The sequence below is a fragment of the Bradyrhizobium sp. USDA 4506 genome (assembly GCF_054058795.1).
Genome location: NZ_JBSSBM010000002.1, coordinates 2,483,272 through 2,506,749, shown reverse-complemented (window position 1 = coordinate 2,506,749; position 23,478 = coordinate 2,483,272). Strand labels below are relative to the sequence as shown.

General features: G+C 66.5%; 17 protein-coding genes. 8 read left to right on the top strand and 9 right to left on the bottom strand.

Annotated features, from left to right (window positions below):
* Positions 1-7 precede the first annotated feature (7 nt).
* On the bottom strand, positions 8-1,237 hold the full coding sequence (locus tag ACVIHF_RS13895; RefSeq protein WP_456780625.1) for a DUF5666 domain-containing protein: 1,230 nt from the start codon (positions 1,235-1,237) through the stop codon (positions 8-10).
* A complete protein-coding gene (locus tag ACVIHF_RS13890; protein WP_253608790.1) occupies positions 1,234-2,109 on the bottom strand; it encodes a DUF6502 family protein in 876 nt (291 codons plus the stop codon). Before ACVIHF_RS13890 ends, ACVIHF_RS13895 begins: the two co-directional genes overlap by 4 nt.
* A 162-nt stretch (positions 2,110-2,271) precedes the next feature.
* Between ACVIHF_RS13890 and ACVIHF_RS13885 the strand changes: the two genes are divergently transcribed.
* The 6 genes from ACVIHF_RS13885 (at position 2,272) to ACVIHF_RS13860 (ending at position 8,629) form a co-directional block, all read left to right on the top strand.
* Positions 2,272-2,703: a hypothetical protein gene (locus ACVIHF_RS13885; RefSeq protein WP_456780626.1), complete on the top strand. Its 432-nt coding sequence runs from the start codon at positions 2,272-2,274 to the stop codon at positions 2,701-2,703.
* 294 nt (positions 2,704-2,997) lie between these two features.
* The gene (locus tag ACVIHF_RS13880; protein WP_253608793.1) at positions 2,998-3,210 is read left to right on the top strand and encodes a hypothetical protein; all 213 of its coding nucleotides are present in this window, start codon (positions 2,998-3,000) and stop codon (positions 3,208-3,210) included.
* A gap of 17 nt (positions 3,211-3,227) precedes the next feature.
* Positions 3,228-5,168: a glycosyltransferase gene (locus ACVIHF_RS13875; RefSeq protein ID WP_456780627.1), complete on the top strand. Its 1,941-nt coding sequence runs from the start codon at positions 3,228-3,230 to the stop codon at positions 5,166-5,168.
* Between the two features lie 3 nt (positions 5,169-5,171).
* Positions 5,172-5,912 (top strand): ABC transporter ATP-binding protein, encoded by a 741-nt coding sequence (locus tag ACVIHF_RS13870; protein WP_253608796.1) that lies wholly within the window; start codon positions 5,172-5,174, stop codon positions 5,910-5,912.
* Positions 5,909-7,336, top strand: a complete 1,428-nt coding sequence (locus tag ACVIHF_RS13865; RefSeq protein ID WP_456780628.1) for a glycosyltransferase family 4 protein — start codon at positions 5,909-5,911, stop codon at positions 7,334-7,336. Before ACVIHF_RS13870 ends, ACVIHF_RS13865 begins: the two co-directional genes overlap by 4 nt.
* A gap of 6 nt (positions 7,337-7,342) precedes the next feature.
* Complete coding sequence (locus ACVIHF_RS13860; RefSeq protein ID WP_456792181.1) at positions 7,343-8,629, top strand: O-antigen ligase family protein; 1,287 nt, start codon at positions 7,343-7,345, stop codon at positions 8,627-8,629.
* A 199-nt stretch (positions 8,630-8,828) separates the two neighbouring features.
* Here the strand turns inward: ACVIHF_RS13860 and ACVIHF_RS13855 are convergent, their stop codons facing one another.
* Positions 8,829-10,064 carry an ABC transporter substrate-binding protein gene (locus ACVIHF_RS13855; protein ID WP_253608802.1) on the bottom strand — a complete coding sequence of 412 codons (1,236 nt, stop codon included), beginning with the start codon at positions 10,062-10,064 and terminating at the stop codon, positions 8,829-8,831.
* Between the two features lie 160 nt (positions 10,065-10,224).
* Here ACVIHF_RS13855 and ACVIHF_RS13850 point away from each other — a divergent pair, with 160 nt between their 5' ends.
* Positions 10,225-12,378, top strand: a complete 2,154-nt coding sequence (locus tag ACVIHF_RS13850) for a carbamoyltransferase C-terminal domain-containing protein (RefSeq protein ID WP_456780631.1) — start codon at positions 10,225-10,227, stop codon at positions 12,376-12,378.
* Here the strand turns inward: ACVIHF_RS13850 and ACVIHF_RS13845 are convergent.
* The 6 genes from ACVIHF_RS13845 to ACVIHF_RS13820 all read right to left on the bottom strand — a co-directional run bounded on the left by ACVIHF_RS13845 (position 12,338) and on the right by ACVIHF_RS13820 (position 20,849).
* Positions 12,338-13,273, bottom strand: a complete 936-nt coding sequence (locus ACVIHF_RS13845; protein WP_253608806.1) for a DMT family transporter — start codon at positions 13,271-13,273, stop codon at positions 12,338-12,340. The two genes, ACVIHF_RS13850 and ACVIHF_RS13845, sit on opposite strands and share 41 nt — an antisense overlap.
* Positions 13,274-13,356: 83 nt before the next feature.
* Positions 13,357-14,226 carry an NAD(P)-dependent oxidoreductase gene (locus tag ACVIHF_RS13840; RefSeq protein WP_253608807.1) on the bottom strand — a complete coding sequence of 290 codons (870 nt, stop codon included), beginning with the start codon at positions 14,224-14,226 and terminating at the stop codon, positions 13,357-13,359.
* A gap of 3 nt (positions 14,227-14,229) precedes the next feature.
* Positions 14,230-15,361 (bottom strand): peptide chain release factor 2 gene (gene prfB / locus ACVIHF_RS13835; RefSeq protein ID WP_141342568.1). Its coding sequence is split into 2 segments (ribosomal slippage): positions 14,230-15,291 and positions 15,293-15,361, totalling 1,131 coding nucleotides; the frame shifts between segments, so codons are not numbered across the junction.
* Positions 15,362-15,467: 106 nt separating this feature from the next.
* A complete protein-coding gene (locus ACVIHF_RS13830; RefSeq protein ID WP_456792180.1) occupies positions 15,468-17,969 on the bottom strand; it encodes a penicillin-binding protein 1A in 2,502 nt (833 codons plus the stop codon).
* A gap of 237 nt (positions 17,970-18,206) precedes the next feature.
* Positions 18,207-19,520, bottom strand: coding sequence for an N-acetylmuramoyl-L-alanine amidase (locus ACVIHF_RS13825; RefSeq protein ID WP_456792179.1), 1,314 nt, complete (start codon positions 19,518-19,520; stop codon positions 18,207-18,209).
* Positions 19,521-20,135: 615 nt separating this feature from the next.
* The gene (locus ACVIHF_RS13820) at positions 20,136-20,849 is read right to left on the bottom strand and encodes a hypothetical protein (protein ID WP_309145031.1); all 714 of its coding nucleotides are present in this window, start codon (positions 20,847-20,849) and stop codon (positions 20,136-20,138) included.
* A 27-nt stretch (positions 20,850-20,876) separates the two neighbouring features.
* Between ACVIHF_RS13820 and ACVIHF_RS13815 the strand changes: the two genes are divergently transcribed.
* Positions 20,877-23,405: an Rne/Rng family ribonuclease gene (locus ACVIHF_RS13815; protein ID WP_456780632.1), complete on the top strand. Its 2,529-nt coding sequence runs from the start codon at positions 20,877-20,879 to the stop codon at positions 23,403-23,405.
* Positions 23,406-23,478 lie beyond the last annotated feature (73 nt).

The following is a 23,478-nucleotide window of genomic DNA, read 5'->3' as shown; positions in this document are numbered from 1 at the left end:
TGTGGTTTCAGCGGCGGCCGCCGCCGCCCATGCCACCGGGCGGTCCGCCACCGCCGAATCCGCCGCCGGGCCCGAACGGACCACCACCGCCGCCAGGACCGAACGGTCCGCCGGGCGGGCCGAAGCCACCGGGACCGGGGCCGGTCGGTCCACCACTCAGGGGATCAGGCGCAGGCCCGCCGCCTGGCGGGCTGCCGCCCGGCATGCCGGACGGCGCCCCACCGCCGCCACCAGGCGCGCCGCGGCCGCCCGGGCCGCCCGGTCCCGATCCATGACCCGGCCCGGATCCGCCGGGGCCGCGGCCCGGCGTGCCCGGGCTCTTCACCGACGAGCCCGGGAACTTGCCGACCGACTGCACCGATTCGACGCGCAGCTCGCGCGGGCCCGACAGCTGCGCGTTGACGACGACGCGCGTATCGGCCGCCGGCGAAAACCGCGAATGGTCGCGCGCGACAAAGCCGGAGCCGAGCTGCAGGTCGTTGCCGACCCGCCGCACATAGGCCTCGATCAACAGCCGGTTCGCGCCGGCGAGATCGGAGAAGTCGTCGGCCCGACTGCGCGACACCTGCATCACGCCCTGCGCGACGTGTCCCTCGGCCTGCACGCGCTGACCGACCAGCGCCGCATCGACGCCGGCGAGCTTGAGCTCGCCGATCCGCAAGACGCCGGCACGGTCGCGCTCGAGCGGCCCTGCGACACGCGCCGCGGCGTCATGGCGCTCCTGCACCAGACTTGCGACGACGATGCCGTCGGTACGGCGCAGCCCGAACACGGCGACATGCGCGCCCACTTTCAGCCAGCTCTCGCGTCCGGTCCAGGCGACCGTCTGGCCGAGCACCGTCAGCCCGCCCGGCTTCATTTGCTCGACCGGCCCGGTCACCTCGCTGGTCACATCGATGCGTTTGGTCGACAGCGTGCCGCCGGCATCGCGCTGCGCCACCACGCGCGCGAGCTGTCCGATCCGCAGCGCCTTGGCGCTCGCCGCCTCGCCGTCGATTCTGACCGGCACCTCGGGTGCGTAGGCGACGCGCTCGCCATTGACATAGATCGAGCCGAACCGCTGGATCACCCCGACGATGCCGGTGCCACCGATGCCCTGATCGGAACCGGTGATGCCGGTGCCGCCGATGCCTTGGTCGTTGCCGCGCTTCTTGACCTGCGCGCCCGCGAGCGACGTTCCGGCAAGCCAGAACGCTGCCAGCAGCGCGCGGCGCGAAATGACCGGCGGGCGCTTCACGCTGCACCGCCTTCGTCGGCATCGTCATCGACCGGACCATCCGGCCCCTCGCGGTAGATGTAGATGCCGAAATTCCAGCGATAGTCGCCGCCCTTGTCTTTTGCGAGCGCGCGGTTGGCCTCGCGGTTGGCAACCTTGAGCGCCTCCATCGCCAGCTCGCGCGAGCGGCCCTCGAGCCGTTTCGCCAGCTTCGCCGACAGGCCGTCGTAATGCACCGCGCGTTCGAGGAAGCGCGGCGCGGCCGACGACACGTTCATCTCGGCGGCCGCCACGTGATCATGCAGGTTGCGGCCGAGATAGTGCCATTTGCGGTCGTCGTCGCCATGCGGCACGAAGGCCTCCTCGACCAGCATGATCTCGTCGTCGTCATTGATGGTGACGAGCTTGCGGTCGAGCCATTCGTCCAGCACGGCGCGCGGCCGCACATCCTTGGTGATCGATTCGACCAGCGTCTCGAACGACGGCGCGCCTCCGTCCGCGGTGCGCGGCAGCGGCAGCGGATCGCCCTTGGCATCGGTGAACTCGGGCCCGGCCAGCCAGCGCGCGATGATCGCGCTGGTGCGCGACAGCGTCGCCGGCACCGCATTGACCGGCGCGCCGGCGCCGCGCAGCCGCGCCACCTCCTTGCGGTGGATGCCGGTCAGCAGGCTGACGCGGCTGTCGGTCTGCTCTTTGCCCTCGAGCGCGAAGTCGTGCTCGGCGACGTTGACATAGAGCTCGCGCAGCAGCTGGGTCAGCGCCGGAAACGTCATGCCGCCGCGGATGCAGAGCCGCACCAGCGGACGCAGCATCCGCGCCAGCGGCGCATGCAGCTTCGCTGCGGCGATCGGCGCAGACGATCCCACCTTCGACTTCGGGCCCTTGGCATTCATGCCTAACTTTTAGCCGTCCGCGCCGTGGGACACAATCCCACCTCACTTGACGTGTGACATTTTCCCACTTATGGGAAACAAAATCACCTCCGGACACAGCTCGCGCGCTCGCCAGCGGGTGTCACGGAGTCCGGCACTGCCGCCATCGCCACGGACCGCTCCATGACGTTTGCCCGATTCGACCTTGCGATCGCGGAAGCCTGCCGGATCGCCCAGGTTCCCTTTGAGGAGTTCGTGTCGACGGTGATGGCGGGCGGCTATCCCTGTCTGCCGGGCGTTGCGCCCGGATCGCCGCGCCGCTTCGACGAAACCGACCTGCTCGCGCTCTACATCTACGGCCGCCTGCTCGCCTTCGGCTTCGGCGGTCTGCGCGCCGGCGAATATGCCTGCCGCGCGCATGCCGGCCTCCGCGCCGAGCCACGCGCGCAATCGATCTCGATTGCGCTGACCTCCGACGGCGGCAAGCGCGTCGTGATCGAGCAGGATCTGCAGCGCCCGGCAGCGGCAATGCTGCCTGAGCGGATTCATTTCGACATCGCCGCGATCAGGCGCCAGTTGCAGCCGATCGAACGCAGCACCGCCGAGCCGGCCTGACGCTCCGCTAGAGCACGCATCTGACGATGCGTTCCGACCTCTCCCCGCACGCGGGGCGAGGTGAAGCGGAGGCCGTTGCTCGATCCACAAGTAGGCTCATGGCGCTTTAGATACGCCCGCATTCGCTCGCCCGCGCCGTCGCGGCGCGATCGCACCGTCATGCGTTCCGCCGCCGTCCGCAAAAAGTTGTCCACCGCCATACGTGGGACATAATCCCACATTTTAGTCCGCCCGCCATTGACGTGTGAAATTTTCCCACGTATCCAGAATTCATCCAAAAGGGAATCCGACCCAATGTCTCTTCGTTCGTCCCGCGAATCCTGTTCATTTCAGGAACCCGGTCGGTTCGCCGCCACCGCACTCCGTTTCACGCCGCAGGCGCCATTCTGTTTCACGCCGCAGGCGCCTTGCGGCCCGATCGAGCCGGTGTTTCCGGCGCTGCTGCGCTCGCTGGTGTTCGCCGCCGCGCTGGCGCTGCCGTTCATCGTCGCCCTGTTCGTCGCATGATCCGGATCGAGCCGCCCATGATCGTCGTCAACGAGCCGGCCCGGCGTCCGTCGGTGCTCCACATCTTCAAGGTCTACTATCCCGACCTGTTCGGCGGCACGCTGACGGTGATCCGCGATATCTGCGCCGGACTGAAGGACACGTTCAACGCCGCCGTACTGGTCTGCTCGCGCTCCGGCGGCGAGCAAAAGATCGTGGTCAACGACGTTGCGGTCGAGCGCGTGCACTCGTTCGGCGACGTGCTGTCGCTGCCGGCCGCGCCGACCTATCCGTGGCGGCTGTGGCGCCGCATCGCCGAGCACGACCTGCTGGCGCTGCACGCCCCCTTCCCGCTCGCCGACCTCGTCTTCGCATTCGGGCTCGGCCGCACCCGCCCGCTGGTCGTGCACTGGCACGCCGACATCGTCTCGCACGCGGCCTTGCGCTTCCTCGTCGAGCCGATGATGCGGCGAACGCTGCGCCGGGCCGCCGCGATCATCGTCTCCGATCCGGTGCTGATCGAAACCACGCCGCTGCTGCAGGAATTTTCCGACAAGTGCCACGCCGTTCAGTTCGGCGTCGATGTCGCCAAATATGACAGGCCGGCCGCACAGGCCGACGACGTCAATGCCCGCGGCCGTCTCGTGCTCGCCTGCGGACGGCTGGTGCCCTACAAGGGTTTTGACGTGCTGGTGCGCGCCGCGCATGCCCGCAATTTCGAGGTCTGGATCGTCGGCGAGGGCCGCGAGCGCGACAACCTCGAGCAGCTGATCCGCGACTATGGCTTGCAGGACCGCGTCCGCCTGCTCGGCTCGGTGTCCGAGAGCGAACGCATCAAGCTGATGCGCATCGCCGACGTCTTCGTGATGCCGTCGGTGACCAATGCGGAGACTTTCGGGCTGGCGCAGCTCGAGGCGATGGCCGCAAGCCGGCCCGTCGTCAACACCGCACTCGACACCGGCGTTCCGCATGTCGCCCGCGACGGCCTCGAGGCCATCACGGTGCCGCCCGGCGATCCCACCGCGCTCGCCGACGCCATCGAGACGCTGATCAACGATCCCGAGCGGCGCCGCCGCATGGGTCAGGCCGCACGCCATCGCGCGATGACGAAATACTCAACCGCAGCCTTCAAGGAGGGAGTCGAGACGGTGTATCGCAAGGTCGTTACCGAGGAGGCCGCCGCAAGGGACGCGGGGTCGTCAGCCCCAGCCCCGCGTCCCCGAACGGCAGGTTTCGTCGGCGCGATCCAGATCGCGGCAACACTGGCCTGGTCCGACGTGCGTCATCGCTACGTCCGCTCCCTCCTTGGACCCTTCTGGATGTCGATCCAGATGGCGATCATGGTGGCCGTGCTCGGCTCGGTCATCGGCCATCTCTCCAACGCCAGCGCGGTGGCGCGGCTGCCGATGCTGGCGGCGAGCCTCACCGCCTGGACCTTCCTGAACAGCGTGGTGCTCGACGCCACCACCGCGCTGCAGGGCTCGGCCAGCCTGATCAAGGATCGCGCGCTGCCGCCGGTGATCTTCCTGCTGCAATGTACCTTCCGCCAGGCGCTGTTCGCCGCCCATAACGCGGTCGTGCCGCTACTCCTGTGGCTCGTGCTGACGCCGCGCGATGTTGGCGGCGCCATTGCCGCCCTCCCCGGCCTCGCCCTGTTCGTGGTCTGCACGCTGGGGCTGAGCCTCGTGCTCGGCGCGCTGGCGACGCGTTACCGCGACATCAAGCCGATCATCGAGTCCTCGCTGACGCTGGCCTTCCTGGCCTCGCCGATCATCTGGACATCCGAGATGATCGATCGCGGCTCGACCGTGATGCGGCTCAATCCGCTGACGCATCTGTTCGCGATCTGGCGCGACCCGCTGGCGACCGGTCATGTCGCAACGGCAAGCGTGATCTACGTGCTGGCGTGCCTCGCCGCGCTCGCGATCGCCGCGATCGTCACCACGACTCATCTGCGCAAAGCGGCATTCTGGATCTAGGGCATGGCAAGCATCCACCTCCGCGACGTCTGCCTCGATTATCCGCTGTACGGCGCCTACGACTTCTCGCTGAAGCGCCGCCTGCTCGGCCGCTTGTTCCGCCAGGCCAGCGAGATGCGGACCATCCGCGCGGTCGACAGCATCTCGATCGAGGCGAACGCCGGCGCCCGCATCGGCCTCGCCGGCCCGAACGGCTCCGGCAAGTCCACTCTGCTGCGGCTGATCGCCGGCGTGTTCCCGGCGACCAGCGGCCGCGTCGAGATATCAGGCAACATCGTGCCGCTGCTCGGCCTCGGTGCCGGCGTCAATCTCGATTTCGTCGCCGCCGACAATATCAGCCTGCTGCTGCGGATCTCGGGACGCAAGCCGACGCCGGCGATCCTGGACGAGATCTGGGCGTTCACCGAACTGGAGGAGCGCATGCAGCGGCTGCCGCTGCGCATGTTCTCGTCGGGCATGCTGATGCGCGTGCTGTTCGCGACCGCGACCGCGTTTCCCGCTGATATCCTGCTGCTCGACGAGTGGCTCAGCGTGGTCGACGAGAATTTCTCGGCCAAGGCCGAGCAGCGGCTGCGCAAGATGGTCGAGACCGCGGCGATCGTGATCATCGCCTCGCACGACCACGCCCTGCTGCGCCGGACCTGCAACAGCATCATCAATCTCGATCACGGCCGCATCGCCAGCACCGTCGGGCTGGATGCGCCCGTCCCGCATCACCTCGAGCTTAGAGAAATCAGCGCATGACAAAGATCCTGGTCGTCAGCGAGGCGCTTGGCGAGCCCAACCACAAGCGCGGCATCTTCCATTTCACCCGTGAATTGATCCGCTCGCTGGCCGGCGACGGCCATGCCCTGACCCTCGTCGTGGAGACCACGCGCCGGTACCGGAAGCTGCACCGCAGGCAGCAGCGGACGCGCCTGCTGCCCGAGGACTCCCGGCTGATCGAGCTGCTCGCGCTCTATCGTTACCTCGATGAAACCGACATGAACTCGCCGATCATGCGCGGCGGCCTGCGCCGCACCGTCAGCTGGTTCAAGCACAAGCTCGACGCGGCGACCTCGCTCGAATTCATCATCGCCTTCCTGCGCTCGATTCATCTGCTGCCGACCAGCGTCAAGCTGATCGAGAACCGGACCGAGGGCCTCGAATACATTCCGACCGATTTGCGCCATCTCGAATTGTTCGGCGATTTCCTGCTCGAGCCCGGCTTCTACAGCTATCAGGACACCTCGGCCCTGACCCGGTTGCCGCCACCGCGGGTCGATGCGCGCGACTATGACGTCATTCTCGTCGACACCCCGACCCGGGTTGCGATCCAACGCCGCCCGGGCGCAAAGGTGATTTGCGTCGTGCACGACCTGTTGCCGATCACCGATCTCAAGCTGGACGACATCGCGACACGCCTGTTCCTGTCGCGCCTTTTCACCAGCGTGAATCAGGCTGACGAGCTCGCCTTCGTCTCGAACTACAGCATGAACCGCTTCCGCGCCCTGCTCCCGCAATATGCGCATATTCCGGCGCGAGTGGTCTATCCGCGGACCCGCTTCGACGTCGCGGAAGCGCCGCTTGCGCCGGTGCCAACCGCCGTCCCGGCTCGGCCGAGCTTCGTCGTCATCGTTTCGAACGAGCCCCGCAAGAACCTCGCGGCCGTCATCCGCGCCTTCCGCAAGCTGCCGGAGGCCGATCTCGTCGTGATCGGCTATGCCGGCGGCGCCAACCAGGCGCGCAACCTGCCGAAGAACGTCCGCTTCTCCGGCTATGTCGACGAGCACGAGAAGGCGGCACTGATCGCGGACGCGCATGGCCTGATCATGCCGAGCCTCGCCGAAGGCTTTGGCGTCCCGATCATCGAGGCATTCGCGGCCAACACTCCTGTGCTGTGCTCCGATATTGCCGTGTTCCGCGAGGTCGCGGGCGAGCTTGCCGACTATTTCGATCCGTTCTCGACCGACTCGATCTGCGCTTCGGTGCGGCGCGTGCTGGCGCAGCAGGAGCAATGGCGCGACCGGATCCGCGCGCGGCGGGCCGAACTTGCAGAGCGGTTCGGCCACCACACCCAGGCGCGCGACCTGCTGTCGCATTGGGCTGCCCCGGACGTCGCGGCCGCCGCCGAGGCGCTCACCGCCGCGATGGCGACCTTCAACGGTGCAACCGCGCACGGCGTGTAACCGGTCATGAGCACCGATTCCGACGCCATTGGTCTCGCAATCGAACCGCCAGCACGATGGCGCGATCGCGTCCGTACCTGGTCCGGCTCAGTCCCCTATGTCCGCGCCGCCGATACCCTGATCGTCTTGGCCGCGGCGTCGCTACCCTGGTCGACCACGGCATTCGCCGTCTTCATGCTGCTGTGGCTTGTCGCCGTGATCCCGACCATCGACTGGGAGCAGTTCATTCTCGACCTCGCGCAACCGGCCTTTGCCTTGCCGATCGCGCTGGTCGCACTCGCGGTGATCGGCCTAGCGTGGTCGGAGACGAGCTGGGTCGAACGGCTGCAAGGCATCAAGCCGCTCAGCAAGCTGCTGCTGCTGCCGTTCCTGCTCGGCTATTTCCAGCGCTCACAGCGCGGGCTCTGGGTATTCGTAGCCTTCCTGGTATCGTGCACGCTGCTGATGATCCTGTCCTGGATCGCGCTGGCGGTGCCGCAGCTCAAGCTCGCGCACACCGCATCCGACGGCGTGCCGGTCAAGAACTACCTCGACCAGAGTCAGGAGTTCGCGCTCTGTGCGTTCGCGCTGGCACTGCCGGCATTGACGACGCTGCGGGCCCGGCAATGGCGCTTCGCTGCCGGCGCCATCGCGCTGATGCTGCTGTTCGTCGCCAACATGCTTTATGTCGTCTCTGCGCGGACCGCGCTGGTCTACATGCCGGTGCTGTTGATCCTGTTCGCCTCGCTGCATCTGTCGCGGCGCGCCACGCGGCTGCTGTTCGCCGGCGTCGCGGTCACCAGCCTCGTGGTCTGGACCACGTCTCCCTACCTCCGCCAGCGCATCGCCGACGTCGGCATCGAGTATCGGGCCCACGATACGTCAGGCATCGCTTCCACGGCGCAGCGCCTGACCTATTGGCGGAAGTCGGTGAAGTTCATCGGCGAGGCGCCGTGGCTCGGGCACGGCACCGGCGCGATCAGGCGCATGTTCACGCAGGATGCCGTCGGACAAGCCGGCCTTGAGGCCGAGGTGATCAACAACCCGCACAACCAGACCCTCAATGTCGGGGTCCAGTGGGGGCTGATCGGCATCCTGCTGCTCTACGCGATGTGGATCAGCCACGTCAGGCTGTTCGCCGGCCGCGATCTCGTGAGCTGGATCGGACTCGCCGTGGTCGTGCAGAACATCACAAGCTCGCTGCTCAATTCGCATCTGTCCGATTTTCACGAGGGCTGGATGTACGTGATCGGCGTCGGCGTCGCCGGCGGCATGGCGCTTCGCGCCCGCCAGCCGGAGAAAATTATGGCGTAGATTTGTGACTCACGCCGCGCAGCACATTCGGTGTCGTCCCTGCGAAAGCAGGGACCCATAACCACAAATGCTGATTGTTGCGCGATGCTGGAACGACGAGCCCCTTCAACAACATCCGCTGCGGCGTATGGGTCCCGGCCTTCGCCGGGACGACAGCGGTGTTTACCGAGCCAGCGCCGCCCTCATAACGACCACTCGCCTACCGCGACGCCTCGTGCCCGACCTCGCCGGTGATGACGTCACCGAACAGCTCCCAGGCCTCGCCGTTGAAGCGCATCAGCTGCATCTGCTCGATCGGGAAGTAGTCGTCGGGGGAGGTGTTGACCATGACTCCCGGGAGCATCAGGTCGGAGTGGAAGTTCTTCAGGCTGGCGGCCTGCTTCATCACGTTCTCGCGCGTGAGATTGTCGCCGCATTGCTTCAGCACCTGCATCATCGCCTCGGCCTGGACATAGCCATAGAGGTTGTTGGCATTGGCCTTGTCGCCGTCGGGATAATATTTGTCCATGAAGGCGCGCCAGCTTTGCACCGCCGGATCCTTGTCCCAGGTCGGATCGGTCGGGTCCTTCAGATAGGCGGTCGAGATGATGCCCTTGGAGAACTCGAGTCCGGCCGGCTTCAGCACCGAGGCGACCGAGGTCGCGGTGTTGGCGAGGAAGAATTTCGGCTTCCAGCCGAGCTCGCCCACCTTCCGGATCGCCTGCGCCGAGCCCTTCGGCGCCGCCCAGGAGAAGAAGATGTCGGCGCCGGAATCGTGCAGCGCGACGATCTGCGAATCGATCGAGGGATCGGAGACCTCGTACGACTTGTCGGCGATGATCATGCCGACCTTGTCGCCGAGCCCGTCCTTCAGGCCCTTGAACTGATCCTTGCCGGCATCGTCATTCTGCCAGAACACCGCGATCTTGCTGTCAGGGAATTTGTCGCGAATGTACTTTGCGTAGATGCGGCCCTCGCTCTGGTAGTTGGGCTGAAAGCCCATCGTCCAGGGGAAGTTCTTGGGGTCGCCGAATTTGGTGCCGCCGGAGGCGACGAACAATTGCGGCACCTTCTTGGCATTCATGTATTTCATGATCGCCGAATTGGACGGCGTGCCGAGCGGCTGGAAGATCAGCAGCACCTCGTCGCTCTCGACCAGCTTGCGCGCCTGCTCGATCGCCTTCGGAGGCGAATAGGCGTCGTCGTAGCTGATGAAGTTGATCTTGCGGCCGTTGATGCCACCCTGCTCGTTGGTCATCTTGAAGAACGCGGCCTCGGTCTTGCCGATCACCCCATAGGACGACGCCGGGCCGCTGTATGGCATGATGTTGCCGATCTTGATTTCGCCATCACTCGCGCCGGGATCGTATTTCTTCTGCGCGGTGGCCGAGGTCGCGATCAGTGCCGCACTTGCGAACGCCGCGATTGCGCCAATATATCCGAAACGAGCCGGCATCGTTTTCTCCCGATTTTTGTCGTTGGTTTTGGCGGCAAGTCTCGCAAGAGACGCATGTGCTGGCAAGCGCTGGGTTTTTCCGTTGGGCGAAACGGCATTGTTGCCTGGCGCTATTTATGATTGAAGGTCGATCTGGGGATCACGAGTCGAGGCGTTCTGATTGCGTAAACCGGACATCCGTACCGGTCCGCGGCATCCGCATCTTGCGGCCGCGGGCTATGAGATCACGCGCCGCCTCAGCGAGTCTGCGCTGGCGAAGCGTGGCCTGCACAAGGCAAATGGCGCGTTCGCGCAGCGCACGATCGCCTCGATCCGCGAAAAGCTGCAGCGCGGCGAGACCGTCTATATCGCAGGCCTCGCCTGCCCCGGCACGCACAATACCGGCGTCGCGCTGGTCGAGATCACCCAGAAGGACGGACCGCGCCTGATCGTCAACAACGAGGAAGAGCGCTTCTCCGGTAACAAGCACACCAACGAGTTCCCGCAACACGCGCTCGACGACATGCGCAAGGTGTTGCAGCGGATGGGCCGCGACATCGGCGATATCGCCGCCTTCGTCACGACATGGGACTATCCGGCGCTGCTGGCGATGCTGATCCGCACCTCGCTCGAGGAAGCGCCGGCCAGCCTCAAACTGCTGCGCGCCCCGATCGCACCGGCGATCAATCTGCGCCAGCTGGATCAGGTGCGGCGGCTGTCGCGCCGGCTCGGCAGGATGTACGGGCTCGACAAGCAATTGCCGCTGATCTGCATGCCGCATCACGACAATCACGCCTGGTACTCGTTCACGGCCTCGCCGTTCGCCGATGCGCGCGAGCGTGTCGCGATCGCGGTGCTCGACGGTACCGGCGACGTCGGCTCGATCTCGCTCTATGTCGCCGAGAACGGCGAGATGAAGCAGCTCTATTGCAACGAGAGCCTGTTCGACTCGCTCGGTGCTTTCTACACCGTGATCTCATCCAGCCAGGGCGGCTGGACCTGGCTCTCCAGCGAGGGCCGCTACATGGGCGCCGCCGCCTGGGGCGACATGAACCGCGCCACCAATCCGTATTATCAGCGCTTGAAGGCGGTGCTACAGCTCGGGCCCAATGGCAGCGTTCAGCTCAATCGCGCGATGGCCAATTGGTACGCCGATCCCGCCGACAATCCCTATCATCAGCCGCTGATCGACATTCTCGGCCCGCCGCTGCGCCCCGACCAGCTCTGGAATCCCGACGCCGTGCTGCGCGTCGAGAACATCAATCACCGCCCCGACACCAAGGACCGCGTCGACAAGGCGGCCGCGACGCAATTGGTGTTCGAGGACGCGATGATCCATGTCATCGACCATCTCCTGCGCACCACCGGCACCGACCGCCTGGTGCTGACCGGGGGCGTCGCGCTGAACGCGCTCGGCAACATGCGTCTGCTCGAGCATTTCGACGAGGCCTGGTTCGAAGGCGCACAGCAGCGCAAGACGCGGCTGCATATGTGGGTGCCGCCGGTGCCCGGCGATCCCGGCGTGCCGATCGGCGCCGCCTGGCTGTTCGCGCATATGGCGGGCGCGCCGCGCGGCGCGCCGCTGTCGCACGCATTCTATTGCGGCCTGCCGCCCTCGAACGCCGACATCGCGACGGCGCTGCAAGCCGACGACGTCGCCTCGACCGAGATCGGCAATGTGGCGACATCAGAAGGGCGCGACGCGGTTGCCGACCTGATGGCGTCCATGGTGGCGCGAGGCGGCGTGATCGCGATCTATCAGGGCGCCGCCGAAACCGGCCCGCGCGCGCTCGGCCATCGCTCGATCCTCGCCAATCCCTGCGACCCCGAGGTGCGCGAGCGGCTCAACGAGCGCGTCAAGTATCGCGAGGCGATCCGGCCGCTGGCACCGATGGCGACACTGCAAGCTGCGCGCGATTATTTCGAGCTCGCAGACGGCGCCTCCGACGCCGACTACAACGCCTATAACTACATGGTGCTGACGGCGCATTCGAAGCCCGAGGCGCGCGCGAAAATTCCGGCGGTGGTGCATGCCGACGGCACCGGCCGCATCCAGATCGTGCGCGAGGCCGACGATCCCCTCACCTACGCCTATCTGAAGGCGCTCGGCCGCCATATCGGCGTCGAGATGTCGGTCAACACCTCGTTCAACGTCGCAGGTCCGATCGCGCAGACGCCGGCGCAGGCGATGGACACGCTGCGCCGCTCCAAGGGGCTAGATGCCGTGGTGTTGGTCGCCGACGACGGCACCGCCTACGCCGCCTGGCACGGCGGCGAGCGTGACAGCGGCCGCTTCAGCGGATGGTATGCGGCGTGGAAGCAGGCGCGCGGCTGAACCAGGCCAGCACGCGGCCGTCGATCAAGAGCAGCGCGCTCGCGATCACCAGCGCGCCGATCACCTCGCGCAGTGCGATCGGCTCGCCGAGCACGAGATACCCGAGCAGCATCGCGGTGACCGGAATCAGCAGCGTCACCAGCATCACATTGGTCGCGCCGGAGCGCTGCAGGATCTGAAAGAACACTATATAGGCCAGCGCCGTCGACAGCGCCGCGAGCCCGAGCACGGCGAGCCATGTCGCGGGATGCGGCATCGGCAACAGCCACGGCCGATCGACGACGGCGGCGATGGGCGCCATCAGCACCGCCGAGGCCATCATCTGGAACGTCGCGGTCCCCAGCGGCGGCACGCGCTGCGGCAGCCGCCGCCCGACTAGCGCCGCGATGCCGTAGCTGAAGGCGCCCGCGAGGCACAGCAGGATGCCGATGCCCTGCCGGCTCTCGAAGCCGAGCGCATCGCCATGCAGGATCGCAACCCCGATCAGCCCGACCAGAACGCCCGCCACGCGGCGCGCTTGCAACCGTTCCTCGCCGACCGCCGCCATCACGATCACCGCGAACAGCGGCGTCGTCGCGTTGAGGATCGAGGCCAGCCCACTCGGAATATAAGTCTGCCCGAACACGATCAGCGCGAACGGCAGCACATTGTTGAACAGCCCCATCGCAACGAACGGCGCCCAGCCGGACAGGCTGCGCGGGAATTCGATTCCGGCGGCCCGCAGCAGCGGCAGCAGGATGATCGTGCCGAGCACGACGCGCAACAGCACCAGGGTCAGCGGCGGCAATTCGCGCAGGATCACGCCGTTGAAGAAGAACGAGCCGCCCCAGAGTACCGACAGCAGGACAAGCAGCCCCCAGTCGCGGCGATCGATCCAGTTGTCGGCGGAAGGCATGTCGGGCACTCACCTGCAGTCGGACAGGTGACTAGGGCAGCGCCGCGAATATTCCCACCCGATTTCCGACAATGGCGGCCCGCCTATTTCGGCCGCGACACGATCTCGATCATCTGGCCCTCGTCGGCGTCGGGCGCATGGGCCTTCGCCTTTTCGTAGGCGGCGAGCGCGGCGCGGCTGACGGGTACTCCGGGCAGCAAGGTCTCGGCGAGCCGCACGGCGTAGTCGGCATCCTTGTGGCGCAGCGCCGCGGTGAAGGAGGCGCCGGAGAAGTTGCGGTCGATCATCCGTTTGCTGTGGCGGATCACCTGCGGGCTTGCCACCGCGCCGGTCGCCAGCGCCTCGGCGACCAATTGCATGTCGAGGCCCGCCTGCTCGGCAATCGCCACGCCCTCGGCGAGGCTTGCGATCTGCACCGCGCCGATCAGGTTGTTGATCAGCTTGAACACGGTGCCGGTGCCGACGGGGCCGAAATGCCGGATCGTGCTGCCGATCGGCGCGAGATAGGGCTGCGCGCGTTCGAGATCGGCCGGATCAGCGCCCACTAGCAGCGTCAGCTTGCCGGCGGCCGCCGCCTCCGGCAGGCCGGTGACCGGACAATCGATGTAGATCAGGCTGCGGCTGTTGAGCTCGCGCGCCATCTCCAGCGTGTGCTGGTATGAGACCGTGGAGCATTCGATCGCGAGCGTACCGGCCTTCATGTTGGCGGCAGCGCCGTCCTTGGTCAGCCAGACCGCGCGCGAGGCCTCGTCGTCGGCGACCATGGTCACCACCGCATCGGCGTCGATCGCGGCATCCTCCGGCGAGGTCGCCCACAGCGCGCCGCGGGCAATCAGGTCCGCGGCCTTGGCCCTACTCCGGTTCCACACGGCGACCGTGAAGCCGGCATCGAGGTAACGGCCGGCCATGCCATGGCCCATGCGTCCCAATCCGATGAAAGCGACGCGCGGCATGGGCTAATCCACATCTTCGACGGATCCTGGCCCGGTGCCGAAGGCACGCTGCGCCAAGGTCGCCGCCATGAATTCATCGAGGTCGCCATCGAGCACCCCCGACGTGTCGGAGGTCTGCACACCGGTGCGCAGGTCCTTCACCATCTGATACGGCTGCAACACGTAGGAGCGGATCTGGTGACCCCAGCCGATGTCGGTCTTGGCGGCCTGATCGGCAGCAGCCTGCTCCTCGCGCTTCTTCAGCTCGATCTCATAGAGCCGCGCGCGCAGCATGTCCCAGGCCTGCGCCCGGTTCTTGTGCTGGGAGCGGCCGGCCTGGCAGACCACGGCGATGCCGGTCGGAATATGGGTGAGGCGCACCGCCGATTCGGTCTTGTTGACGTGCTGACCGCCGGCGCCGCCCGACCGCATGGTGTCGGTGCGGACATCGGACTCCTTGATCTCGATCTTGATGGAGTCGTCGATCACGGGGAAGATCTGCACCGACGAGAACGAGGTGTGCCGCCGCGCGTTGGAATCGAACGGCGAGATGCGCACCAGGCGATGCACGCCGGCCTCGGTCTTCAACCAGCCATAGGCGTTGTGGCCACTGATCTGGATGGTGGCTGACTTGATGCCGGCCTCTTCGCCCTGGGACTCTTCGAGGAACTCGATCTTGAAGCCGTGCTTCTCCGCCCAGCGCGTGTACATGCGCAGCAGCATCTGCGCCCAGTCCTGGCTCTCGGTGCCGCCGGCGCCGGCATGGACTTCGAGATAGGAATCGAACTTGTCGGCCTCGCCCGACAGCAGCGCCTCCAGCTCGCGCCGGGCGACCTCCTTCTTGAGATCCTTGAGCGCCTTCTCGGCCTCGGCGACCACGCCCTCATCGTTCTCGGCCTCGCCGAGCTCGATCATGCCGATATTGTCCTCGAGCTCGCGCTCGACCTTGCCGATGCCTGAGAGCGCGTCCTCCAGTGAGGTACGCTCCTGCATCAGCCGCTGGGCCTTCTGGGGATCGTTCCAGAGATTGGGGTCTTCTGCGAGCTTGTTCAGCTCAGCGAGGCGTGCCGTCGATTGTTCGACGTCAAAGATGCCTCCTCAGCAGCCCGACTGACTGCTTGATCTCTTCAACAAGGCGTTCGATTTCCGCGCGCATGGTCTTTCAGGTGTTGGCTAAAAAGGTTCCGGGGGATGTAGCGACCGGCGCGGCAAAGCGCAATCGACTTGGCCGCACTATCCCGGCGATTTGGCCGGATCGACCGCTAGTAAAGCCCCCCGGTTCCCGGACGCATGAAGAAGCCGCCATCCGGCTGCGCCCCATTCTGCGACGGCTGCGGGCCAGGCGCAGGGCCGCGCCCATCGGCATCGGCGACGCCGATGACCGAATAGTTCTCCGGCGGCGCGGTGCCCGGCTTGAAGGCTTCGAGGATGGTGTTGCCGCCGTCGCCGGGACCGGCGCGCATGCCGGTCTTGGCGTCGACGCGGATCAGCTTGATGCCGGCCGGAACCTTGAACGGCGTCGGCGGCTTGTCGGCGAGCGCAAGCTTGAGGAAATCGCGGGCGATAGGCGCGGCGACGTGGCCACCGGTGGCGGCGCGGCCGAGATTGCGCGGCTTGTCGTAGCCCATGTAGACGCCGACTGCGAGATCGGGCGAGAAGCCGACGAACCAGACGTCCTTCTCGTCGTTGGTGGTGCCGGTCTTGCCGGCGATCGGCTTGCCGACCTCCTTCACGACGGTCGCGGTGCCACGCTGGACCACGCCTTCCATCATCTCGGTGATCTGGTAGGCGGTCATCGGATCGAGCACCTGTTCGCGGCGGTCGACGAGCTGCGGCTCCGGCTGGCTCTTCCAGCCCCCGGGCGCGTCGCAGCCGCGGCATTCGCGGGTGTCGTGCTTGAAAATGGTATGCCCGTAGCGATCCTGGATGCGATCGATCAGCGTCGGCTTCACCCGGCGGCCGCCATTGGCGAACATCGAATAGGCCGTGACCATGCGCATCACGGTCGTTTCGCCGGCACCCAGCGCATACGACAGATAGTTCGGCAATTCGTCATAGACGCCAAAGCGCTTGGCGTATTCGCCGACCAGCGGCATGCCGATGTCCTGCGCGAGCCGCACCGTCACGGTGTTGAGCGAGCGCTGCAACGCGTTGCGCAGCGTGGTCGGGCCGTAATATTTGCCGGTCGAATAGTTTTCCGGACGCCACACGCCGGCGCCCTGCCCCTGATCGATCTCGATCGGCGCGTCGATCACGGTGGTCGACGGCGTATAGCCATTGTCCAGCGCCGACGAGTACACGATCGGCTTGAACGACGAACCCGGCTGCCGGTAGGCTTGCGTCGCGCGGTTGAACTGGCTCTGGTCGAACGAGAAGCCGCCGACCATCGCGAGCACGCGGCCGGTCCACGGATCCATCGCCACCATGGCGCCGGACACTTCAGGCAATTGCCGCAGGCGATACTGGCCTTCGACCGCGTTGCCGTCCTTGGTCACCAGCGGATCGGCGTAGATCACGTCGCCGGGCTGCAGCACCTGCGAAACGGCGGTCGGCGCCTTGCCCTTGGTCTTGGCCCAGCGCACGCCGTCCATCGTGATGATGCCGGTCTGCCGCTCCTTGCTGACCGCGCCGCCGAGCTCGCGACCCGGCTGGAAGCCGATCCGCGCCGACTGATCGCTGGTCTCGAGCACGACAGCCATCCGCCACGGCGAGATGTCGGACAGCGACTTCACGTCGGCGAGCTTGACGCCCCAGTCACCGGAAATGTCGAGCTTGTGCAGCGCCCCGCGCCAACCCTGCGCCTCGTCGTAATTGACGAGCCCCGCCACCATGGTCTTGCGCGCCATCACCTGGATCTTGGGATCGAGCGTGGTGCGCACCGACAGGCCGCCCTCGTAGAGCTTCTTTTCGCCGTAGCGCTCGAAGATGTCGCGGCGGACTTCCTCGGCGAAATATTCGCCGGCGAAGATGTGCGCGCCGTTCGAGCGGCTGGTGACGTTGAGCCGGTCCTTGCGCGCCTTGTCGGCGTCGGCCTGCTTGATCCAGCCGTTCTCCAGCAGACGATCGATCACATAGTTGCGGCGCTCGATCGCGCGGTCACGGTTGCGCACCGGATGCAGCGCCGCCGGCGCTTTCGGCAGCGCAGCGAGATAGGATGCCTCCGCGATCGTCAGCTCGTTGACCGACTTGTCGAAATAGACCAGCGACGCCGCCGCGATGCCGTAGGCACCGAGGCCGAGATAGATCTCGTTCAGATAGAGCTCGAGGATGCGGTCCTTGGAATAGGCGCGCTCGATGCGCATCGCCAGCAAGGCTTCCTTGATCTTACGGCTGAACGAGACCTCGTTGGTGAGCAGGAAGTTCTTCGCGACCTGCTGGGTGATGGTCGAGGCGCCCTGCGGGCGGCGGTTCGAGCCGTAGTTCTGCGCATAAAGGATGGCAGCGCGCGCCATGCCCTGATAGTCGATGCCACCGTGCTCGTAGAAGTTCTTGTCTTCGGCGGCGAGGAAGGCGTTGATCACGAGCTTCGGCACCGCCTGGATCGGCAGATAGAGCCGGCGCTCCTTGGAGTATTCGCCAAGCAGCGCGCCGTCGGTGGCATGCACGCGGGTCATCACCGGCGGCTCATAGTCCTGCAGCTGCGAGTAGTCGGGCAAATCCTTGGAGAAATGCCAGATGGCGCCAGCGACGGCGGCGACACCGACCAGGAACACGACGGTTCCGGCGGCGAACAAGAAACCCATAAACCGCACGAGCAGGCGCATTATCGACGTTCCGTTCCTACCCTCCGGCGCTCAGTCATCAGAAGCGCCTGTCCAAAAGTGCGAGAGCCTCACACAACGAAGCCTTGGCCCAGCGAGCCACCTTGCGCACGCGAGTATACAAGAGCCGCCGGACAATATGGTCGATTCTGCGGACCTGCGGTCCATTGTCTATACCGTCGCGGCTGTGGCCAAACTAGGGCTTCGGCGCAGCGGCCCCGGCTTTTCAGCGAGCCGATTTCACTTTGCCGACCCGGCAGTTGCCAGCCGTTTGGCGAAGAACGTGTCGATCGCCTGCACCATCGAGCCGACCGCCTTGTTCCGCCAGCTCTCGGAGACCAGGTGCTCGAGGTCCCCCTTGTTGGAGACGTAGCCGATCTCGACCAGCACGGACGGCACGTCGGGCGCCTTCAGCACCCGGAAGCCGGCCGATTTGAGCGGATGCTTGTGCATCCGCACCGTGGTCTTCATCTCGTCCATCAGAAGACGGGCGAAGCGATTGGAGAACGTCTTGGTTTCGCGCTGCGCGAGGTCGATCAGGATGTCGGCGACCTCGGTCGGCTCGTCGGTCAGGTTCACGCCGGCAATGGCGTCAGCCTTGTTTTCTGCCTCGGCCAGCCGTTCGGCCTCGGCGTCGGAGGCCTTGTCCGACACCGTGTAGATCGTGGCGCCTTGGGCATCGCCCTCGCGGCGCGGCAGGGCGTCGGCGTGGATCGAGACGAACAGCGCCGCGGACTGGGAGCGCGCGATCTTCACCCGATCGTTGAGCGGAATGAAGGTGTCGTCGGACCTCGTCATGACCACCCGATACTTGCCCGACTTCTCGATCCGGTCGCGCAGGGCAAGGCCAAAGCCCAGCACCAGGTTCTTCTCGGTCTGGTCGCCGGATTGCGTGCCGTTGTCGATGCCGCCGTGACCGGGATCGATCACGATCAGCGGGCGCGCGTCGGTGACCGCGACCGGCGGCAGCGCCGCCGAGGTGACGGCCGGAATGGTGGCGGTGGTGGATTCGGAAATCGCCGGTTTCGATTCGGGCCGGCTCGCGGGCGCCAGCGACTGCACGAAGCTGGTGCGGTCGACCTCCTCGAAGTCCAGCACCAGCCGCGGCGGCTGGCCGTTGGCGGCGTCGAGCACGTAGGAATTGGCGATCTTCACCGGTCCGGTCAGGTCGAACACGATCCGCGAGCCGCCGGGCATCACGAGGCCATAGCGGAACGCCTTCACCAGGCCCCGCCCCGCCGAGCCGGTGCCGGCCGCGAGCTGAAAATCGACCTGCGGGATATCGACCACGACGCGGTAGGGGTCAGCCAGCGGGAAGGCGCGAAACTCGATCTTGCGGTCGAGGTCGAGGATGAATCGGGACTGCTTGGCGTCGCCGGCGAGCCTGGCGCCGGATGCGACCGGGAAATTCGGGGCGCTCGCGGCCGGTGGTGCCGGCGGGCCGTTCTGCGGTCCCTCGGCGGCGCTCGGGGCGCCGGCAATGGCAAACACCGATGCTGCGGCGCACAACAGCCCGCATCCCAGAAAAACAAGGTGTTTTGCGCGGTTCGCCACCCGATTCGTAGCCTCCCAGCTGCTTCTTACCGCATTAGAACCACACGGTTAATCGCCCCCTAATGACGCTCCGGTGAAAAGAACCGAGTGTTGCGGCGGCGTGACGCTTCCCTTGCACGCGGCGGTCAATCCACGTATGTACGAGGTGCTGACGGCTAGTACTCCCGGTTGTGTCGCGTTCAGCCTCCCGGTGCAGCGGTGGAACCTTCCCGATCGAAGATCCCGCCGTGTTTTTCCGGTCCCTCCCCAGCCAGCGCCGCGCGCGGCTGACACGGAGTGGCGGATTCAAGCCCGAGCGGCGTCCGGTCCCAGGCACACTCCCTCGCCAGAGGGACGGTTTGAGACAAGGCATAACCGATTATCCGGTCCCTTGGGGCCTCGATATGCGATGGCCGGCAGGCGCTTCGGCGCCAGACGGGGCTTTCAGCAAAAGATACGGCGGTATTTTTCGCCGCCAACATGTTTAGACGGGCCGACGCTTAATGCGCCAGACTGCATTGCCGACCAGGATCCCCCGAATGATCGCGCTGACGCGAGGTGAAAACTTCGCCCGTCGCATCATCCCGGTGAGTTCCCGTCCGGCGCTGCGCCGCGAGATGCGTTTCGGCCTTCCCCTCACCCCCGAATCAGGTGGACCGTCGCGTCACCGGGCGGCGCAGTTTGCGCGCGCCATGATCCGCGCCCGCCGCCGTCAAGAGCTCCAAAATGCCCAACAAGATGTTGATCGATGCCACCCACCCGGAAGAGACCCGGGTCGTTGTGGTCCGTGGCAATCGCGTCGAAGAGTTTGATTTCGAGACCGCCCAGCGCAAACAGCTGCGCGGCAACATTTATCTCGCCAAGGTTACGCGCGTAGAGCCGTCGCTGCAGGCCGCCTTCATCGAGTATGGCGGCAACCGGCATGGCTTCCTGGCCTTCAGCGAAATCCATCCCGACTATTACCAGATCCCGGTCGCCGACCGTCAGGCGCTGATCGAGGCCGACGAGCGCGCCCATCGCGAGGCCGAGGAAGAGCACGAGAACCGCGGCCATCGCCGCCGGTCGCGCCATCGCAACGCCCGTCGGCGCGGCCATGGCGAGCGCGTCCAGAGCGAGGTGATCGAGGGGGCGAACGACACGCAGGCGCTGCCCACCATCGAGGCCCACGAACATCCCGTCGATGCCGAGCATCATGAGCAAGATGCCGGGCACCACGATCACGGCGTGGTCGCCCACGAAGGCCACGAGCATGAGGAGCATGATCATGCGCATCACGAGGACCATGAGCATGACCACGACGATCATGGCCACCACGATCATGGTCACGACGACCATCACGACCACGATCATGCACATGATCACGACCACGCCCCCGAGGTGAGCGAGGCGGCGGTTGCCGACGCCCCGTCCGACCCCGTCGTTGCTGTGGTCGAAGCCTCCGCCGCGTCGGCCGCGCCCGAGACCGTCGAGACGGTCGAGGTCAATCATGAGCCCGAGCGCGCCCATGAGGAGCAGATCGAGGAAAACGCCGCGCATGCCGACGACGCGCCGCATGTGGCGTCCGACGAGGTTCACGCCGCCGCCGATGAGCACGCGGTCGCCGAATACGGCGCGCTCGCCGAGGTGGTCGCGCCAGAGACCGGGCCTGGCGACGAGGCCGGCGAAGATGACGAAGAGGATGACGGCGAGGAAGGCGAGGAAGAGGACGTCGTCGAGTCGGTCGGCGGCGACGATGTGCTCGAGGAGGTTCCGGAGCGCCCGTTCCGTCCGCGCCGCCAGTACAAGATCCAGGAAGTGATCAAGCGCCGGCAGGTGATGCTGGTGCAGGTCGTCAAGGAAGAGCGCGGCAACAAGGGCGCCGCGCTGACCACCTATCTGTCGCTCGCCGGCCGCTACGCCGTGCTGATGCCCAACACCGCGCGCGGCGGCGGCATCAGCCGCAAGATCACCTCCGCCCAGGACCGTTCGCGGCTGAAGGAAGTGGTGCAGGATCTCGACGTGCCCGAGGGCATGGGGATCATCCTGCGCACCGCCGGCGCCTCCCGCAGCAAGCCGGAGATCAAGCGCGACTTCGAATACCTGATCCGGATGTGGGAAACGGTGCGCGACCTGACGCTGAAGTCGCAGGCGCCGACGCTGGTCTACGAAGAAGGCTCGCTGATCAAGCGCTCGCTGCGCGACCTCTACAACAAGGAGATCGACGAGATCCAGGTGGCGGGCGAAGCCGGCTACCGTGAAGCGCGCGACTTCATGAAGATGCTGATGCCGGCCAATGTGCGGGCGGTGAAGCAATATCGCGACGGCCAGCCGCTGTTCTCGCGCATGGGCGTCGAAAGCCAGCTCGACGCGATGTTCTCGCCGACCGTGCAGTTGCGCTCCGGCGGCTACATCGTGATCAACCAGACCGAGGCGCTGGTCTCGATCGACGTCAACTCCGGACGGGCGACGCGCGAGCACCATATCGAGGACACTGCGCTCAAGACCAATCTGGAAGCGGCGGAAGAAGTCGCGCGCCAATTGCGCCTGCGTGACCTCGCCGGCCTGATCGTCATCGACTTCATCGACATGGACGAGAAGCGCAACAACCGCGCGGTCGAGCGCAAGCTGTCCGACTGCCTGCGCCAGGACCGTGCGCGGATCCAGGTCGGCCGCATCTCGCATTTCGGCCTCTTGGAAATGTCGCGCCAGCGCATCCGCGCCAGCGTGCTCGAAAGCTCGACGGAGCCCTGCCCGCAATGCGGCGGAAGCGGTCACGTCCGCTCGGTCTCATCGGTGGCGCTGCAGCTGTTGCGCGGCATCGAGGAAATCCTGATGAAGGGCGCGACCCACAATCTGGTGGTCCGCACCCGCACCGACGTCGCGCTCTACGTGCTCAATCACAAGCGCGGTCATCTGCGCGACCTCGAAGACTCCTTCCGGGTTTCGCTGTCGATCGTCGCGGACGCCACGGTGCACGGCCAGCAGTCCTACATCATCGACCGCGGCGAACAGGTGCATACGCTCGAAGCGGCCAAGGCGCTGCTCGCTGCGCAGGCTGCCGCTGCGCCGGCCCAGGCCGAAGAGGCCGATGACGAGGAAGAGCTGTTCGAATACGAGGCCGAGATCGAGACCGACGAGACCGAAGGCCTCGCCGACGAGCGGGCGGCCGGTGATGAAGCAGGCTCCGCCGAGGGCGAAGGCGACGGTCAGCGCCGCAAGCGGCGCCGCCGGCGTCGCGGCCGCGGCGGCAGCGAGGCGCGTGAAGGCGCCCAGCAGCCGCGCGAGGACGGCGATCTCATGCATGTCCTGCCCGAAGGCACCGAGGCGGTTGCTGCCGCCGAAGCCGAAGGTGATGAGGACGAAGGCGACGAGCAGCAGGGCGTTGCCCGCGACGACCAGGCCGGCAATGGCGATCGCCGTCCGCGGCGCCGCGGGCGCCGTGGCGGCCGCCGCCGGCGCGGCGGTGGCGGACCGGATGACGGTCTCGCCGGATCGATCTCCGATGAGTTGAGCCCGGCGGCGACGTCGGAGGCCTCCGACGCAGTCGCCGATTTCGATAGTCATGATGCGGAGCCGGCTCCCTCGCTGGCGCAGCCCGAACTGGTCGCCGAGCCGCCGGAGTGGCAGCCGACCGAGGTCGCACCCGTCGAGCCGGTCGCGGCACCCGAGCCCGAAACCGCCGCGGCGTCTGCAGCCGAGGACACGGCTGCCGAAGGCGACCGCGCGCAGCGCCGCCGCTCGACGGTGCGCGAAAAGGTCAACTTCGCGTCGAGCCCACTGCCCGAGGCATCAGCGGCGCTCGTTCAGAGCCCCGCGGAGGAAGCCCCTGAGCCGGCCGCGGCTGCTCCAGAGCCGGCACCGGCCGCTGCGGCCGAGGCTCCGGCCCGCAAGGGCTGGTGGTCGCGCCGCTTCGGCGGCGGCAACTAGCGCCACCTGCAAGTCAAAACGCCCGGTTCACGCCGGGCGTTTTTGTTGAACAGGCAATCCGTTCGTCAGACGC